This window comes from Serratia sp. PF-27 (genome assembly GCF_030053255.1).
GTDB lineage: Bacteria > Pseudomonadota > Gammaproteobacteria > Enterobacterales > Enterobacteriaceae > Serratia > Serratia bockelmannii.
The window spans coordinates 171,095-189,315 of sequence record NZ_JASGBT010000019.1 but is presented as its reverse complement, the minus strand read 5'-3'; the positions used below and the strand labels follow the sequence as shown (position 1 = coordinate 189,315).

At 61.7% G+C, this 18,221-nt stretch carries 11 protein-coding genes; 3 read left to right on the top strand and 8 right to left on the bottom strand.

The annotated features are described in order from the left end of the window. Positions 1-40: 40 nt before the first annotated feature. On the bottom strand, positions 41-367 hold the full coding sequence (gene trxA / locus QMZ29_RS12465; protein ID WP_025304854.1) for a thioredoxin TrxA: 327 nt from the start codon (positions 365-367) through the stop codon (positions 41-43). A 131-nt stretch (positions 368-498) separates the two neighbouring features. Between trxA and rhlB the strand changes: the two genes are divergently transcribed. Then, positions 499-1,785 carry an ATP-dependent RNA helicase RhlB gene (gene rhlB / locus QMZ29_RS12460; RefSeq protein WP_025304853.1) on the top strand — a complete coding sequence of 429 codons (1,287 nt, stop codon included), beginning with the start codon at positions 499-501 and terminating at the stop codon, positions 1,783-1,785. Positions 1,786-1,790: 5 nt separating this feature from the next. Beyond that, the gene (ppx, locus tag QMZ29_RS12455) at positions 1,791-3,287 is read left to right on the top strand and encodes an exopolyphosphatase (protein WP_043142260.1); all 1,497 of its coding nucleotides are present in this window, start codon (positions 1,791-1,793) and stop codon (positions 3,285-3,287) included. Between the two features lie 32 nt (positions 3,288-3,319). Here ppx and rep read toward each other — a convergent pair whose 3' ends face one another. Beyond that, a complete protein-coding gene (rep, locus tag QMZ29_RS12450; RefSeq protein ID WP_043142264.1) occupies positions 3,320-5,344 on the bottom strand; it encodes a DNA helicase Rep in 2,025 nt (674 codons plus the stop codon). Positions 5,345-5,453: 109 nt separating this feature from the next. On the opposite strand from rep, the gene ppiC reads away from it, so the two are divergent. After that, positions 5,454-5,735, top strand: a complete 282-nt coding sequence (ppiC, locus tag QMZ29_RS12445) for a peptidylprolyl isomerase PpiC (protein ID WP_004934175.1) — start codon at positions 5,454-5,456, stop codon at positions 5,733-5,735. Positions 5,736-5,761: 26 nt separating this feature from the next. Here ppiC and QMZ29_RS12440 read toward each other — a convergent pair whose 3' ends face one another. From QMZ29_RS12440 to bcsB, 6 genes are all read right to left on the bottom strand, one after another. After that, positions 5,762-7,264, bottom strand: a complete 1,503-nt coding sequence (locus QMZ29_RS12440) for a M16 family metallopeptidase (RefSeq protein ID WP_025304850.1) — start codon at positions 7,262-7,264, stop codon at positions 5,762-5,764. 261 nt (positions 7,265-7,525) lie between these two features. Further along, entirely contained in the window at positions 7,526-8,812 is a 1,287-nt protein-coding gene (locus QMZ29_RS12435; RefSeq protein WP_016929514.1) for a dicarboxylate/amino acid:cation symporter, read from the bottom strand. Positions 8,813-9,085: 273 nt separating this feature from the next. Continuing rightward, positions 9,086-11,092: a biofilm formation regulator HmsP gene (hmsP, locus tag QMZ29_RS12430; protein WP_025304849.1), complete on the bottom strand. Its 2,007-nt coding sequence runs from the start codon at positions 11,090-11,092 to the stop codon at positions 9,086-9,088. Positions 11,093-11,320: 228 nt separating this feature from the next. Further along, on the bottom strand, positions 11,321-14,794 hold the full coding sequence (gene bcsC / locus QMZ29_RS12425; protein WP_261426252.1) for a cellulose synthase complex outer membrane protein BcsC: 3,474 nt from the start codon (positions 14,792-14,794) through the stop codon (positions 11,321-11,323). Then, positions 14,776-15,888, bottom strand: coding sequence for a cellulose synthase complex periplasmic endoglucanase BcsZ (bcsZ, locus tag QMZ29_RS12420; RefSeq protein ID WP_049203660.1), 1,113 nt, complete (start codon positions 15,886-15,888; stop codon positions 14,776-14,778). The genes bcsC and bcsZ overlap by 19 nt, the downstream gene beginning before the upstream one ends. Before the next feature lie 5 nt (positions 15,889-15,893). Continuing rightward, positions 15,894-18,200, bottom strand: coding sequence for a cellulose biosynthesis cyclic di-GMP-binding regulatory protein BcsB (gene bcsB / locus QMZ29_RS12415; RefSeq protein ID WP_261426260.1), 2,307 nt, complete (start codon positions 18,198-18,200; stop codon positions 15,894-15,896). Positions 18,201-18,221 lie beyond the last annotated feature (21 nt).

Here is an 18,221-nt window from a genome sequence, read left to right as displayed (position 1 = left end):
ACATCACCGCCAGGCACCTGATACTGGGCTTCCCGCCCGATTACAGATTCGCGTTCAGGAAATCTTTGAGCTGACCTTTAGACAACGCGCCAACCTTGGTCGCGGCCACTTCACCGTTCTTGAACAGCAACAGCGTAGGGATGCCACGGATACCGTACTTAGGCGCGGTAGCCGGGTTCTGATCGATATTCAGCTTGGTGATGGTCAGTTTGCCTTCGAACTCTTCGGCAATCTCATCCAGAATCGGAGCAATCATCTTGCACGGCCCACACCATTCAGCCCAGAAATCGACCAGGATCGGCCCTTCCGCATTCAGCACATCGGCTTCGAAGCTGCTGTCAGTCAGGTGAATAATTTTATCGCTCATGTTCTACTCCACAGGATTATGTCTACCTTGTTGGTGTAGCATTAACCAACTCAAGGTGATTTTATTGCACCGCGTTTATTTCAACGGATGTGCTTTCGTAAAGCAATAGTTAGCTGATATTCTACCACACTATGAGCAAAACACACTTGACCGAACAGAAGTTTTCCGACTTCGCCCTGCACCCGTTAGTCCTTGAAGCCCTTGAGAAAAAAGGGTTTCACAATTGCACGCCTATCCAGGCGTTAGCATTGCCGCTCACGCTCTCCGGGCGTGACGTTGCAGGTCAGGCGCAAACCGGTACCGGAAAGACGCTGGCGTTTTTGGCGTCTACTTTTCACTATTTGCTGACTCACCCGGCGAAACAGGATCGCCAGACCAATCAGCCGCGCGCCTTGATCATGGCGCCTACGCGTGAACTGGCGGTGCAAATCCACTCCGATGCTGAAGCGCTCTCCCAGAGCACCGGCCTCAAACTGGGCCTGGCCTACGGCGGCGACGGCTACGACAAACAGCTGAAAGTGCTGGAAAGCGGCGTGGACATTCTGATTGGCACCACCGGCCGTTTAATCGATTACACCAAGCAGAACTATGTCGATCTCGGCGCGATGCAGGTTGTCGTGCTGGATGAAGCCGATCGCATGTACGATCTTGGCTTTATCAAAGACATCCGTTGGCTGTTCCGCCGTATGCCTACGGCCGATCAACGCCTGAACATGCTGTTCTCCGCTACCCTGTCCTATCGCGTACGCGAACTGGCCTTCGAGCAGATGAACAACGCCGAATATGTTGAAGTGGAACCGGAACAGAAAACCGGCCACCGCATTAAAGAAGAGCTGTTCTACCCGTCCAACGAAGAAAAAATGCGTCTGCTGCAGACGCTGATCGAAGAAGAGTGGCCGGATCGCGCCATCATCTTCGCCAACACCAAGCACCGCTGCGAAGACATCTGGGGCCATCTGGCCGCCGACGGTCACCGCGTCGGCCTGCTGACCGGTGACGTGGCGCAAAAAAAACGCCTGCGCATCCTCGATGATTTCACCAAGGGCAACCTGGATATCCTGGTCGCCACCGACGTCGCCGCGCGCGGTCTGCACATTCCCGCCGTCACGCACGTCTTCAACTACGATCTGCCTGACGACTGCGAAGACTACGTGCACCGCATCGGCCGTACCGGCCGAGCAGGCGCCAGCGGCCACTCCATCAGCCTGGCGTGTGAAGAGTACGCGCTCAACCTGCCGGCGATCGAGACCTATATCGACCACAGCATTCCGGTGAGCAAGTACAACAGCGATGCGCTGCTGACCGATCTGCCGGCGCCGAAGCGCCTGTCGCGTCCGCGCGGCGGCAACGGCCCACGTCGCAACTCCGCGCCTCGTCGCGGCGGCGCGCCGCGCAGCAACCGTAAACGCCCGAGCTGATCGCCATGCTCAGCTCCAGCACGCTTTATGCTGCCATCGACCTCGGCTCCAACAGCTTCCACATGTTGGTGGTGCGCGAGGTAGCCGGCAGCATTCAGACTCTGGCGCGGATCAAGCGCAAGGTGCGCCTGGCGGCCGGGCTGGATCAGCACAATCACCTGTCGCATGAGGCCATGCAGCGCGGCTGGCAGTGTCTGCGGCTGTTCTCTGAACGCCTGCAGGACATTCCGCGCGAGCAGATCCGCGTCGTCGCCACCGCCACGCTGCGCCTGGCGTCCAACGCCGATGAATTCCTGCAGGTCGCCGAGCAAATCCTCGGCTGCCCGGTGCAGGTGATCAGCGGCGAAGAAGAGGCACGGCTGATTTATCACGGCGTCGCGCACACCACCGGCGGGCCGGATCAGCGGCTGGTCGTCGACATCGGCGGCGGCAGCACCGAACTGGTCACCGGCACCGGCGCACAGGCATCGCAGCTGTATAGCCTGTCGATGGGCTGCGTTACCTGGCTGGAGCGCTACTTCAGCGACCGCAACCTCGGGCAAGAAAACTTCGAGCGCGCCGAACAGGCCGCGCGCGAAATGGTGCGGCCGATCGCACCGCAGCTGCGCCAGCAAGGTTGGCAGATCTGCGTCGGCGCTTCCGGCACCGTGCAAGCGCTGCAGGAGATCATGGTGGCGCAAGGCATGGATGAACGCATCACCCTGCCCAAGCTGCGCCAGTTGAAACAGCGTGCCATTCAGTGCGGCAAGCTGGAAGAGCTGGAGATCGAAGGGTTGACGCTGGAGCGCGCGCTGGTCTTCCCGAGCGGCCTGTCCATTCTGCTGGCCATTTTCCAGGAGCTCGGCATCGAGAGCATGATGCTGGCCGGCGGAGCGCTGCGTGAAGGCCTGGTTTACGGCATGCTGCATCTGCCGGTGGAGCAGGATATTCGCATCCGCACCATCCGCAACCTGCAGCGCCGTTACCTGATCGATACCGAGCAGGCCGAACGCGTGAGCCAGCTCGCCGCCAATTTCTCGCAGCAGGTCGCCAACGAATGGCAGTTGGACGCACGATGTCGCGAGCTATTGCACAGCGCCAGCCTGATCCACGAACTCGGCCTCAGCGTCGATTTCAAGCAGGCGCCGCAACACGCCGCCTACCTGATCCGCCATCTGGACTTACCCGGCTTTACCCCGGCGCAGAAAAAACTGCTGGCCACCCTGCTGCAAAACCAGAGCAACCCTCTCGACCTGTCGCTGTTGAACCAGCAAAACGCCCTGCCGCCGCGCACCGCGCAGCGTCTGTGCCGCATTTTGCGCCTGGCGATCATCTTCGCCAGCCGCCGCCGCGACGACACGCTGCCGGCGGTGCGTTTACGCGCCAATCAGGACGATGAACTGACGGTGATTTTGCCGCCGGGGTGGCTGGAACAGCATCCGCTGCGCGCCGAGGCGCTGGAGCAGGAAAGCCACTGGCAGAGCTACGTCCACTGGACGCTGCGGTTGGAAGAACAACGTTGAAATGACCAGGGCGCGATGAGCGCCCTGTCTTTTTAATTCCCGCCTTTGGCCTTGGCCAGCTGGGCGCGGATATTGGCCAGATGGCTCTGCCCTTTCTGCATCCGCTCCTGCGGGCTCACCACTTTGCGCTCGGTTTCCCACGCCAAATCGTCCTGCGGCAACTCCAGCAGGAAGCGGCTCGGCTCCGGCCGCACCAGCTCACCGTACTGACGGCGCTCGCGGCACAGGGTGAAGATCAGCTCTTTTTGCGCGCGGGTGATCCCCACATAGGCCAGACGCCGCTCTTCGTCGACATTGTCTTCGTCAATGCTGCTCTGGTGCGGCAGCAGGCCCTCTTCCATGCCCACCAGGAACACGTAAGGGAACTCCAGCCCCTTGGAGGCGTGCAGCGTCATCAGCTGTACCTGATCCAGTTCTTCTTCGCTTTCGCCGCGCTCCATCATGTCGCGCAGGGTGAAGCGCGTCACCACCTGGGTCAGCGTCATCGGCTCGTCCAAATCGTTGCCTTCCAGCATCTCCGTCATCCAACCGAACAGCGTGTTGACGTTCTTCATCCGCATTTCGGCGGCCTTCGGGCTGGTCGAGGTTTCAAACAGCCAGCTTTCATAATCCACGCCGCGGATCAGATCGCGCACCGCCGCCACCGGCTCACGCTCCGCCTGTTGAGCGATGCCGCCCAGCCAATGGGTGAAGCGCTGCAACGATTCCAGCCCGCGCCCGGTCAAGTGCTGGCTCAGCCCCAGATCGAAACTGGCGTGGAATAAACTCTTGTTGCGCTGGTTGGCCCATTCGCCGAGCTTCTGCAGCGTCGCCGGGCCGATCTCGCGCTTGGGGGTATTGACGATGCGCAGGAAGGCGCTGTCGTCCTCCGGGTTGGTCAGCACGCGCAGGTAGGCCAGCAGATCCTTGATCTCGGGGCGCGAGAAGAACGAGGTGCCGCCGGAAATCTTGTACGGAATGCGGTTCTGCATCAGCATCTTTTCAAACACCCGCGACTGGTGGTTGCCGCGGTACAGGATCGCATAGTCGCCGTAGTTGGTCTTTTTCACGAAGTGGTGGGCGATCAGCTCCCCCACCACCCGCTCGGCTTCGTGCTCCTCGTTGTTGGCGGTCACCACTTTCAGCTCTTCGCCATACCCCAGCTCGGAAAACAGCCGTTTTTCAAACACGTGCGGGTTATTGGCGATCAGGATATTGGCCGCCTTCAGAATGCGCTCGCTGGAACGGTAGTTTTGCTCCAGTTTGATCACCTGCAGCGCCGGGAAATCCTCCTTCAGCAGCACCAGGTTCTGCGGCCGCGCGCCGCGCCAGGAGTAGATCGACTGGTCATCATCACCCACCACGGTAAAGCGCGCGCGGTTGCCCACTAACAGCTTCACCAGCTCGTACTGGCTGGTGTTGGTATCCTGGTATTCATCCACCAGCAGGTAGCGGATGCGCTGCTGCCAGCGTTCGCGCACCTCTTCGTTGCGTTGCAACAGCAGCGTTGGCAACAGGATCAGGTCGTCGAAGTCCAGCACGTTGCACGCCCGCATATGGGCGTGGTACAGGCCGTAGCAGTGGGCGAACAGCTTGTCGCGCTCCGAGCGCGCCAGCTCCGCCGCCCGCTGGGGATCGATCAGGTCGTTTTTCCAGTTGGAGATGGTCGAAATCAGCTGCGCCACCAGCGTTTTATCGCTTTCCAGCCACTTTTCGGTCAGCTCTTTCAACAGCGCCAGCTGATCTTGGTCGTCGAACAGCGAGAAGTTGGATTTCATCCCCAACGCCACGTATTCCCGCTTGATGATCTCCAGCCCCAGGGTATGGAAGGTGGAAATCATCAGCCCGCGCGCCTCTTTGCGCCCCAGGGTTTGCGACACGCGCTCTTTCATCTCGCGCGCGGCCTTGTTGGTAAAGGTCACGGCGGCGATGTGCCGCGCCTGGTAGCCGCAGTGGTGGATCAGGTGGGCTATCTTGTTGGTGATAACGCGCGTCTTGCCGGAACCGGCACCGGCCAACACCAGGCAGGGCCCGGTAACGAATTCGACGGCTTGTTGTTGGCTGGGGTTTAATCGCATGGTGCTGGCTTGCTCGGCTGTAAAACGTGGAAGGGAATTGTAGCAGAAAGCGCCGACGAGATTTAGCGGGTATAATCAGCGCAATTTTCGCATCGACAAAGGCAATACCATGGCAAAAACGGCGTGCGCCCTGCACATTCTGGTAGACAATGAAAAGCTGGCCAACGAGCTGCTGGCCAAGCTGAAGCGCGGCGTCAGCTTCGACACGCTGGCGCGCAAATACTCGAGCTGCCCGTCAAAACGTAACGGCGGCTCGCTGGGCGAGTTCAACAAAGGCGCGATGGTGCCGGCGTTCGATAAAGCGGTATTCAGCATCCCGCTGCTCAAACCTTACGGCCCGGTCAAAACCCAGTTCGGTTACCACATCATCAAGGTGCTGTACCGCAACTGAGGGGGCCTGAGCCCCCCTGCGGCGAATTACTGCGCGCTGGCGTCCGTCGCCGGCGCTGCCACCGCGGCGTCGGCCGGCTTGGCTTCTTCCGTCACCACCGCCGGCGCCGGCATCATGATGCCGTCATAGGTTTCCTGCAGCTGCTTCATGCTCATTTCCGGCTCGCCCTTCGGCTGCATCAGCACTAGCGTCGCCTCCTGAGAAAGCTGCAGCTTCAGCGCCTGATTCAGCGTCTCCAGCGTCAGGCTGGACAGGAACTCCTGGCGCAGCTTCTGATACAGCTCCGGCGCGATATCCACCACCCCGCTCTGTTGCGAGCGCAGACGCTGGCTCATCAGCACATCGGTGTCGGTACGGGCGTAGGTCGCGAACAGCTTGCTCAGCTGATCGTTTTTCTGCGCCAGCAGCGCATCGAATTCTTCTTTCGACAGGCCGTTGTCACGCACGTTGGCCAGCTCGCGGGCAATAAAGCCCAGGCTGCCGTTCAGATTGTTGTTCGGCGTATCCAGATGAATGGCGCACTGCCCTCGTTGATACTGCACGCGGCAGTCAAAGCCCAGATGCAGGCTCTTTTGTTCGCTTTTTTCCAGCGTCTGCTGGAGATGCCAGAACAGCGCCTCGCGGGCGAGATCGCCACGCCAGTAACGAAGCAGGCTCTGCGAATCGCGAATCGGGTGCCACGGCGAATCCCACATGATCGACAGCGTATCCTGTTTCACCTGCTCGCTGATCAGACTCACCGGCTGCTGCGGCAGGGGTGTCAGCGTCGGCATCGGGGCCGGGGTTTCACGTTTGCCTTGCAGCGGCGAGAACGCCTTGTTGATCTGCTCGCCCAGGCTGCGGCTGTCAACCTTGCCGACCACGAACAGCGTCATGGCATCCGGGGTATACCACTGTTGGTAGAATTTCTTCAGCTGCTCGAGGTTGACCGGCCGTTTTGCCGGCTGCGCCGGATCGTGCGCCAGCAGCGTCGAGCCTTTCAGGCGGTAACGCCACCAGACGTCTTGGGTATTAGGCGGGAAAGTGCCGACCGGATTGATGCTGGAATTCATCACCGCATGCACCGTATGCTCGTCGATCGCCAATTTGCCGGTGGTATCCGCCAGCCAGGCCAGCGCTTCTTTCAGCAGGTCGGGCCGGTTGTTCGGCAGGCTGAGGTTATACATGGTGAAATCATACGAGATGATAGCCGGCGGCAGCGGCCGCTCGTTGTCCACGCTCTGCTGCCACAGGGCGCGCAGCTGCGGGGCCGTGAAGCTTTCGCTACGCGCCAACGCCAGCCGCGGCAGCAGATGAGCAAAGCCGGTCTGCTGCGAAGACTCCACCAAAGAGCCGGTATTGACGATCAACCGCAGTTCAACGCGGTCACTCGGCCGCTGCGGCGTATCGAGAATCTGCCATGAAAACCCGTTGGCCAACGCCCCCTGCTGCCAGGCAGGGTCGGGTTGTAGTGCTTCAGCCTGCACGCTGCTACTGGCTGCAGCCAATAGCAACCCACCAACTATAAGATGAATTCTGGTGCCCTGCATGTGAACCCCTACTTAATGACTATCCAATTTCTTATGCAAATGCGTGTATTCCATTCAATGGAATCATAAAAATACGCCCTGAGTTTCACGGTGGGGCGGAAAGCAGAAAGTGTACCACCGTGTTAGACCGCGCGCCTTTGCGGATGTCACTCATTAGAGTGAAAAATAATGGATTGCGGGGTTTTTAATGCAAAAAATCGTTACGAGGCAGGGGGAAGAACCTCACCGGCCGCGGATGCGGCCGGTGATTTACCGCCGATATCAGGCGGAAGGCAGCGTTTTGTCCGCGCCGGTGTTTTTGTTGTTCAGCGTGTCTTTCAGCTGTTTTTCATCCAGCTGGTTACACCATTTTGCCACCACCACGGTCGCCACGCCGTTGCCCACCAAGTTGGTCAACGCACGGGCTTCCGACATGAAGCGGTCGATGCCGAGGATCAGCGCCAGGCCGGCCAGCGGCAGGTGGCCGACGGCGGAGATGGTGGCGGCCAACACGATAAAGCCGCTGCCGGTGACACCCGCCGCCCCTTTGGAGGAGAGCAGCAGCACCACCAGCAGGGTAATCTGATGCATGATGTCCATGTGGGTATTGGTCGCCTGCGCGATAAACACCGCGGCCATGGTCAGGTAGATAGAGGTGCCGTCCAGGTTGAAGGAGTACCCGGTCGGAATAACCAGACCCACCACTGATTTCTTGCAGCCCAGCTTCTCCATTTTATCCAGCATGCGCGGCAGCGCGGATTCGGACGACGAGGTCCCCAGCACGATCAGCAGCTCTTCTTTGATGTAGTTGACGAATTTGAAGATGCTGAAGCCGTTGGCGCGGGCGATGCTGCCCAACACCACCACCACGAACAGGATGCAGGTGATATAGAAGCACACGATCAGCTGGCCGAGTTGCACCAGGGTGCCGACACCGTATTTACCGATGGTAAACGCCATAGCGCCGAAGGCCCCCAGCGGCGCCAGGCGCATGATCATGTTGATGATGCCGAAAATCACCCGCGAGAAGCTGTCGATCACGTTGTAGATCAGCTGCCCTTTGTCGCCCAGACGATGCAGGGCGAAGCCGAACAGTACCGCGAACAGCAGCACCTGAAGAATGTTGCCACTGGCGAACGCGCCGATCACGCTGCCGGGGATGATGTCCAGCAGGAACGGAATGATGCCCTGCTGCTGTGCCTGCTCGGCGTAGACCGCCACCGCCTTGGCGTCCAGCGTGCCGGGATCGACGTTCATGCCGGCGCCCGGTTGCACCAGGTTGACGATCACCAGACCGATAATCAGCGCGATGGTGCTGACGATTTCAAAATACAGCAGCGCGATGGCGCCGGTGCGCCCCACCGCCTTCATGCTTTCCATGCCGGCGATGCCGGTCACCACGGTGCAGAAGATCACCGGTGCGATGATCATCTTGATCAGTTTGACGAAGCCATCGCCCAGAGGTTTCATCTCGGCGCCGAGATCAGGGTAGAAATGGCCAAGCAGGATACCCAGCGTGATCGCCGTCAGTACCTGAAAATAGAGGCTCTTAAAGATCGTTGTTTTCATATGAACATCCTATGGGGGGAAGACACGCACCAGGCAGCAGTCTAAAAATCCAGCCTGTTCATTGCTTGCGCGGAAAATAACACCCACTTAACAACATGGAAATAATTTGTTGCACCCGCCCCTGCGGGTTGATGTGAATTTAAGAGCTGAAACGCGTCAGTCGAGGTGCAAAGCTGAAAATTGCGTAAGCCTTTGTTTGCACTAACGCAAAAGAGGTAGATGAAGAATGGCGATTTTCGGACGGGGAAAAGTACCTGAAAGGTCACGCGGCGCTCACGGCGCCGCGCGGCAAAACTCGGCTTCGAACGCTTCGCGCGGCAGCGGCCGGGCGAACAGGAATCCTTGCCCGCTGCGAATGCCGTGCTGCAGCAGCCAGTCGCGCTGCCCGGCGTTTTCCACGCCTTCGGCCATCACCGGTAACGCCAGCACTTCGGAGATCGAACTGACGATACGCGCCATCGCATCGTCGGCCGGCAGCCCCTGAATGAAGCTGCGGTCGATTTTGATCAAATCTATCGGCAGGGATTTCAACCGGTTCAGGTACTCCAGGCTGGAGTAGCCCATGCCGAAGTCATCTAGCGCGATAGACAATCCCAGATCGTGCAGCTCACGCAGCAGCGCCAGCGCGTGGTCGAGATCGTCGATGCGTACCGTCTCGGTGATCTCCAGCAGCAGCTTGCGCGGATCGATCCGATACTGCGCCAGCAGGTTTTTCAGATGCGGAACAAACGCCTCATGTTGCATCTGAATCCCGGAAACGTTGACCGCCAGCGGCAGCGCAATGCCGCGTTGCTGCCAGTCTGCCAGGATGCGGCAGGACTCTTCCAACACCCAGTTGCCGAGAGGCACGATCACACCCAGCTCTTCCGCCAGCGGGATAACGTCGGCCGGCAGGGTATAGCTGCCGTCATACTGCTGCCAACGCAGCAGCGCTTCGGCGCCGATCACCTCGTTGGACTGCATGTCGATCTGCGGCTGCAGGAACAGCGTGAAATGCCGCTGCTCGATGCCGTGCAAGATCTCGCTCTCCTGGGTCAACCGCTTCTGCGTGCGTTCCGTCAGGCTGGGCTCGAAGAACAGGATCTGATTTTTTCCTTCGCGGTGCGCGGACATCATCGCCGAGGTGGCGCTGCGCAGCAGCTGTTCCGCACTCTCCCCCTGATTGAGGTAGTGCGCGATGCCGATACTGGCGTTGGGCCGCAGCGCCAAACCTTCCAGCGTCAACGGCGCGTTGATCTCCGCCATGATACGCCGCGCCAGCTGCATGGCGTGGAACGGCCGCTCGATGCCCTTGGCCAGAATGGCGAATTCGGTATTGCTCAGCTGTGCCAGCACGCCGTTTTCGTCGATGCAGCCGCGCAGCTTCTTCGCCAACGCCAGCAGCAACGCTTCACGCATCGCCGGGCTCATCACGCCAGACGCTTCATGCAGCGTCTCGATGCCGATCACCAACAGGTTAAAACGCTCGGGGCGCAGGCTGGAGGCGATATGCTGTTCCAGCAACGCGTTCAGCAACGCCGGATTTGGCAATTCGGTCACCGGGTGGCGGGTGCTCAGGCGGCTCATGTCGGCATGCGCCTTGGCCAACGTCTGTTGATTGCGGTTGTAGTTGCGCACCAGCAGGCCGAGCTCGTCGTCCTGGTGCAGCGCCGGCAGCATCAGTTGGTGATAGGGCGCTTCGTCCTGCGAGATGTTCTCCAGCTCTTTGGCCATCGCGCGCAGCGGGTGCACCATCAACCGGTTCATGCACCAGGTGATGGCCACCGACAGGATCAGCGCCAGCAGCAGGTAGGTCGACAGCATGGTCGACAAAATGCTGAGGATAAACTGGTACATGCGGAACGAATCGGCCTGCAGCACCAGATAGGCCAGCGGCTGCTGGTTGGCCGGCACCCGTTCCAGCGAATAGAGCGGCACGGAAATTTGGATAGGCAGTTCAAACAGCCGGGCGATCAGCGTCGGCACCGGCCGCTCCGGCGGGAAATTGGCGTGCAGCGCCTGAAACTCGTTCGGCAAGACGATATCCGCCCGGCTGAGAATGCCGACCGGCAACAGGGTGTTCAGCACCCTTTTGGCTTCCGGCACGTCCATCCGCAGCACCGCTTCCGCCAGCGGCTGGCGCACGGAGTGAGCGATATTCTCCAGTTGCTGGGCGTAGTCATCCCTGCGCTGCTGCACAAAGTGGAATAACTGGATCACGATAAAGATGCAGATCGTGACCAGCGCCACGCCGGACACTGTCGCCATCTGCTTAATCGTTAACGAACGCCTGACCCGCAAACCTGCTCTCCGTGAAATCGGGCTAAAACAAAAAGGGGGCTGACTCTCACCCGCCCCCTCGAACCGGGCTGAGTATACTCGATCATCGGCTGTTTTTATCTGGCTATGCCGCAGGCAAAACCAAGAAAATCGCGGGTTTCAGTCTTTTCCTAAAGCGAACAAACACGACCCGGACACAGGGTAACAAAACTCCCCGGCGTCCGACACTCCGAATCTTTCCTCTTCCGACTACTTAAAGTCGGCGTAAGGCGTCAGCGGCTGCGGCGGCAAATCGAGATCCCCCTGCCAGCCGGCCAGGGAATAGCGCAGATAAATCAACGCGTGGCTCGGCGTATAGTCCTTCGCCTGTTGAATGTCGATGCCGGCGCCGAGCGTCCAGTGCGAACTGAGACGGCGTTCGACGATTGCCCGCAGGGTATAACCGACGCCGCTTGAGGAGCTGCCGTCCTCGATGGCGAACTTATCGGGCAACGAATCCGGGATCAGCCCCTGCAGTGGATAACGGCGCTGGCTGTCGGTTTTGGAATGGGACAGCGAAACCGAACCGCCCAGCTCCCACGACCAGTTCGCGGTGCGCTGACGGTAGTTGACCGGCAGCGACAGAGACAGATATTGCTGCGGGCTGTAATAGCCGCCCTGCCCCAGCGAATAACCACTCAAATCCTTCTGGTAATGCCACAGCATGGTATTGAGCCCGACGCTCAGGCGGCGATTGTCTTCGTTGATCAGCTTGTAGTAGTAACCGGCCATCAACCGCTGCCGCTGGTTGTCCGCCACATTCTTGCCGGTAATCTGGTGCGCGCTGAGATCGGCCCACACGCCGTTCGCCTCGCCGCGATCGTAGCTGGCGCTCAGGCTGACGCCGGTGGCGCGCACGCCGCCCCAGGTGGTACCGGTGTTCGGATCTTTGGCACCGCCGAACGCCAGCAGCGAGCTGGAGATCGGCCGCCGCGAGGCCGCCAGCGTCCAACCGATGTGGTTCCAGTCGCCGCTGTAGGCCAGGCCGCCGGTCCAGTCGACCACCTCAAAGCCCATCGGCGTCGTGCCGATATCGGCGGCCCAGCGATCGTTTTTCCAGCCGGCCGCCACGCTGGTGCCGGTGGTTTTCTGGTGTTCATCGCCGCGGCACCCTTGCGTGTTGCAGGTGCCGAAGGTTTCGTAGTATTTGCCGCTGCCGTCGGTCGAGAAGCGGCCGGCATCCAGCTGCACGGTGTCAGTGCGCAAGAAGGCGCGCCCGTCATACAGCGGCATGTCCACCTGCAGCATGGTGTCGTGCGCGTTGAAATCGGAAATGCCGCCGGTGCCGCTCGAGCGCCAGTAATCGTGATCGAGCGTGACGTTCACGTCTTGCTGTCGATACAGATCCGCGGCGTCGGAGCGGATGCCGCGTTTCAGCCAGTCGTCGCCCGCGTTATTGCGCGTCAAATAAGTGTAGCTGTCATTATCCTGCGGCAGCGTCGGCGTGATGCCGCCGGCCACCATCGCCTGCCGGAAATCCTGCTGCGCCCGCTCAGGCTGTTGCTGAGCCCGCTCCAGACGGGCGGCGTCACGGTAGATCAGCGCCTTGGTCTGCCCGACGGGTTCTGAAGCCGCCGCCGTTTTCAGCCGGCCGAAGAGCGCGTCGGCCTGCTGCGCATCGCCGACCGCACTCCAGGCGTTGGCAACCCGCCGTTGGCTGTTGAGCGAAGCGTCTTGCGGCTGCGGTTCGGTTTTCAGCCGCTGGCGCGCCGCGTCAAGATCTCCCTGCGCCACATAGGCTTCGATCTCGCCCAGCTGCGCATCCGGATTGTTCGGTTCACGGCGTTTCACCCGCTGATAGTCGTCCAGCGCCGCCGCATACTCCCCGCGCGCCAGCGCCCAGTCGGCGAGCAGCAAATCGATGCGGGTGTCCGCCGGCTGCCGGCGCAGATAGGCTTCCGCCGCCGGTTCGTCACCGGCCGCCCGCAGCCGTTCGGCCTGTTCGATTATCGCCTGCATTTTCAGCCGCTGCGCCAGTTCGCGCATATCGTCGTTCCACTGCGCCGCCGGCAGCGTATTGAGCTGCGCCAGCGCCTGCCTGTCGCGATCGCTGCCGGAAAGATAGAGCGCATAGGCGTAGGTCAGCTGCGGATTGGCGTGCTGGCGCTGCGCCAGCTGCCGGAACAGAGCGTCCGCCTGCTGCGGCTGCCCAGCCTGACGCAGCGCCTGCGCGTAGCGATAGGTCAGCCAGACATCGTCGGGATCCATCGCCTGGGCGCGGCGATAAATTTCCACCGCCTGTTGCCACTGTTGCTGCTGCGCCAGCGTCTCCGCCTGCTGTTTCAACATGTCGAGCCGCAGCCCGTCGAAGGTGCTGCGCAGCTTGGCCTGTTGGCTGCGCGGCAGGCCGCTGAGGTAGGCCAGCGCGTTTTCCGGCGACTGCCGTTGATAGATATTCACCAGGCCGCGCAGCGCGCTGCCGTTGCCGGGATCGCGTCGCAGCGCCTGCTGATAAAACCCTTCCGCCGCGGCGTCATCCTTGCTCGCCACCGCCACATCGCCCAGGCCGATAAACGCATCGCCGTCGCTGTCGTCGAGCTGGCGCGCCTGCTGATATTTCTGCCGTGCCAGCGCGAGATTGCCGGCCTTGAGCGCTTTGTCGCCCTCGTCGATCGCCAGCCAGTAGCCGGTGCTCTTGATCAGGCTCTGCCATTTGCCGCTGCCGTAGCCATTCTTGTCGGCCGCCAGCGCCTGGCGAAACAGCTTCAGCGCCTGCGGGCGGTCACCGGCGCGTGAATAGGCCTGGCCGAGCGCGCCCAGCACCTCGGCGTCGTTCGGCGTCGCCGCCAACGCCTTTTGCAACTCAGGAATGGCCGCCCGGCTGCCGCCTTTATCCACCTGTGCCAGGCCGCGCACCCGCGCCTGATAAGCCGGATCGGCCAACAGTTTCTGCTGTCTGGCCAGCTCTTCACGGGCGCGGGTCGCCTGATCGCCGGTGTCGAACACGCCGAGGAAACGGTTGAGCGCCGCCACGCTTTGCGCGCTGACCGGCATCGCTTTGACCTTGTCCAGCCACAGATCGGCGGCATCGCCGCGCCCGGCCGGATCGGCGGCGATCTTCTGCAGCAGTTCATAGGCCTGCGCGTCCTGATTCTGACTGAACAGCATGCGCGCCAGCGACATGCGCAGCGCCACGTTGCCGGAATATTGCTGGTCCAGCGCCTGCAACTGCTTTAACGCCTTCGCCTCCTGCCCCGGCAAACGCGCCACCAGCCGCCAATACTCCACCGCCAGATCGAGCGTCGGCGGCTCGCCGTGGAACAGCGCATCGTACTGCGCCTTGGCCTCCGGCAGCCGGCCAGCGGTCGCCATCAGGCGGGCCTGCTGCAGCTTTTGCCGGGTTTCCGGCTGGGTCAGCAGCATGTTCATTTGCGCCTGGCGATAGGCGCTGGACTGCGGCGCGAGAGTTTTCAGCTTGTCCAACTGCTGTTGCGCCAGCGCCATGTTGCCCTGCCGCAGCGCCAAACGCATGCGCGCGGCGATCACGTCCGGGTTATTCGGATCCATCAGCTCGAGCCGGTACAGCGACTGGCGCACCAGATCGTCCTTGTTGCCGGCCTCGCCAATGCGCACCTGCTCCAGCAGCCACTGCTCCGGGGCCACGGCCTCCGCGGCGCGCGCCTGCGGCAGCATCGCCAGGCTCAGCGGAATCAAATTCAGCCAGTTTATTTTGAAGTTGTGCATTGGCCGTCCCACGAGGGTTGCAATTCACCCTGACGATTAAAGCGATAACGTTGTTGATCCCACCCCTGACCGAACAGCGTCAGCGAGGCGCTGAAATAAGCGTCGTCACCCGGCGGATGTTCGCTGATGCGTTGCCGCTGTGTCGCCAGCGCCTCGGCCTGCGTCGCCAACATCGGCAGCATTGAGGCGGAAAAGCCGACCGGGCCGTCACCGGTGGTTTTGCCGCTGGCGGTATCGGTTTTCTCCGGCGGCACACCCTGTTTGGCGGTGAGCTGCGCCATCGGCTGGAAGCGTGCGAGCAGCGCCGCCTTATGCTCATCGTCGTCCGCCAGCATGCCGGCCCACAGATAGACCCGAATCGCGTCGTAGCTGCCGACGTTCGGCTTGACGGTATCCGGCTGCCAGCCGGTGCCGACTCGCCACACCACCCAGTCCGGTGAGAAGCCGTGCGGCGCGGTGTCCAGCCACAGCCGCTGATTGACCTGGCGCATCGCGCGCCACGGGCCGTTCAGCGCCGCAAAACGCGCCAGCAGCTGCGGCGGCAGGTAGCTGGGGTTCAGCCGCCAGCGATCTTCCGCCACAAACCCGACTTTGCCCGGCAGCAACATCAGGCCCAGGCCGGGGATGTCGGCCACTTCCTCGCGGCCGATGCGTTGCAGCAGCAGCGTTCCCAGGGTTTGATAACGCCGGCTTTTCCACAGGCGGCCGGCTTCGAGCAGGTTATAAGCGATCCACAGATCGGCATCTGACGCCGAGTTGGCGTCCAGCACCTTCCACTGCTTGTCGTCGCTCTCGCCCCACAGCCAGGCGGGCAAACGGGCGCTGAGATCGCCCGCCGCCAGGTTGTTCTCCGTCCAGGCCAACAGCCGATCGAAGGTCGGCCGGTCGTTGGCCACCAGAGCGAAGAACAGGCCGTAACTCTGTCCCTCGGAGGTGGTGATCTTGTTCGGACTGCTCGGATCGATCACCCGCCCCTGCGGGCTGATGTAGAATTGCTTGTACTGTTGCCAGCCCGGCCACTCGCAGACCGCCGCCGCGCTGAACGCACACAGCAGCAGCATGCCGAGCGACAGGCGTTGCAGCATCGCGCTCACCGCCGTCAATCCCGATCTTCAGGCGCCAGACGACGCCGGCTGAAGGCCTTCAGGCCGCGCCACAGCATCAGCCCCAGGATCACCACCAGCACCACCGCGATCACCGCCAGCAGGACCGGATGGGTGGAGAGGGCATACCACAGCCGCTCCCACCACGGCAGGTGGCCGACATAGTAAATATCGCCGACGCGCAGGCTGTTGACCCCTGATTCGCGGATCACCGCCACCGAACCAAACACCGCGGCGCGCTTGCCGCTGTCCAGCAGGGCATTGTTGAGCAGCTCATAGCCGCGCGGGCTGTCCGCCAACAGCGCCACGATGCTGCGCTGGTCGTTGAACGGCGACTGTACGCCGATGATCGCCGACATTGCGCCCTCGGAGCTGACGGTGGTCTTGCTGTCCGGCTTGGTGTCCTCTGCCAGCACTTCCGCACTCGGCAGCGGCGGCTGCCGCGTCGGCTGTTTCACCCAGCTTTGGGTCGCGTCCACCAGCAGACTGATTTTCTTGTCGTCGCGCAGCTCCGGCGGAATGGTGCCGACCATCAGGATGTCGTCGTCGCGATCCTTGGCCTGCGACCAGTCGTCGCTCAGCGTGAAGGCCAGCGCCGGATAACCGGTTTGCGCGCCGATCACGCCCAGCGCGTTCAGCAGCGCGCTGACCTGCGCCGGCTGCGGTTTCTGGTTCACCAACACCAGCGTTTGCGACAGATCCGCCAGACGGCTGAACGGGAAGCCGGCGTTGGCGAAAGCGCGCAGGTCCGGCATCGCCATAAAGTGGCGGTAGCCGGAGAAATCGATGGTAGACGCGCCGTCGATCACCGCGTGGTTTTGCGTGAAGGAGTAGGTTTCGCAGCGCCCTTCCGCGCCGCTGGCCAGCAGCGTGGTGTAATCGAAGTCAAAGCGCAGCTGGTTGGTGGCCCCGAGCCGCAGCGCCGGAATGCTGACGTTTTTGTCGGAATCGAGCAGCCCCTGCGTCAACGGCAGGCGCAGCAGCTGCGCGCCCTGCTCGTGTTCCGGCACCAGCGAGTAAGCCTGCACGAACTGGTTGTTCAGACTGACGCTCAGCCGCGAACCGTCCTGAATGCGCGGCGCGGTATAACGGTATTTCAGGTGCATGTCGATGCCGGTGCTGCGGATCAGGAACAGATCCGGCGGCAGGTTCATGGTCAGCGAGATCGGGCCGGGCTCGATGCCGCTGGTTTGCAGCTGTTCGGCGTATTGCTGCAGCTCGGCGAAGGTCATCGGCCGATCGGTACGCACCCAGTTCGGCGCGTCGTAAGGCTGGCGCGGCGCGAGCTGCTCCACCTTGTCCACCGTCACGTTCTGGCCACGGAACAGGATGTTGCCCTGCGCGATGCCCTTCACCGCGGTGATCAAATCGTTGTCGTCACGCCCCTGAATCAGCAGCAGTTTGACGTACGGATTGTCGGGGTGGCTGATCATCTCCACCGTCGGGCCGTTGACCGCCGGATAATCGCGCAGGAAATCCGGGCGCTGCGAGTTGGTGGCGAACACCACCGCGTGCTGCGTCGGCAGCGCGTTGTACAGCGTCGGGAAGGATTGCCCGCGCCACTGCGCCTTGCTGCCGAACCAGGAGGCCAGAATACCCGCCGCGCGCTGCTGGGTGAGGTCAGGCTGGCCGGCGAACACCATCGGCAGAGTCAGCGGCCGATTGTCACGGCTGTCGAAGAACGGCTCAGGGAAGTGCGACAGCTCATTTTTCACCGGCAGCGTCTGGAAACGCAGCTTCAGCGCGCTGGATTTGCTGACATCGAGCCACAGCGAGGTGCTGGCCGGGTTTTCGCAGATGTTCTGATAATGGCCGACGAACACCAGCCTGACGCGGTTAAAATCGGTGATATAGCGCGGATCGATCGCCATCTGGATGCGATTGGGCTTACCCAACTGCTCCTTGGCGATCGTGGTCACCCCCATCAGCTCGTCGTTCAGGTAGACCTTGACGTGCGACTCCACCGGGATCAGCGCCGGCGACGGTGTGAACTCCATATCGAGCATCGCCTGCGAGACCACCTCATCGCTGCGCACGCCGAATTCGATCTGCCCGTCGGGCCGGGTGCCGCGCAGAACAAAGGTGCCCGGCGGCGGCGCTATCTGCGCAAACGGCAGCGACACGTCGCGCACCGGCGCATTCGGATCCTGCGGCGCGGCGGCCGGCGGTGGCGCGGTCGCCGTATCGGCCGCCGCGGCGATCGGCGGCTGGGCCGCCACGGTCGGCGCAGTGGCGGTTTCGGCCTGCGACAGGGTGCTGATGCCTAAGGCCAGAGCAGTTAACCAGGTTATTTTTCTCGTCATCGTATCATCATCAATGTTGGA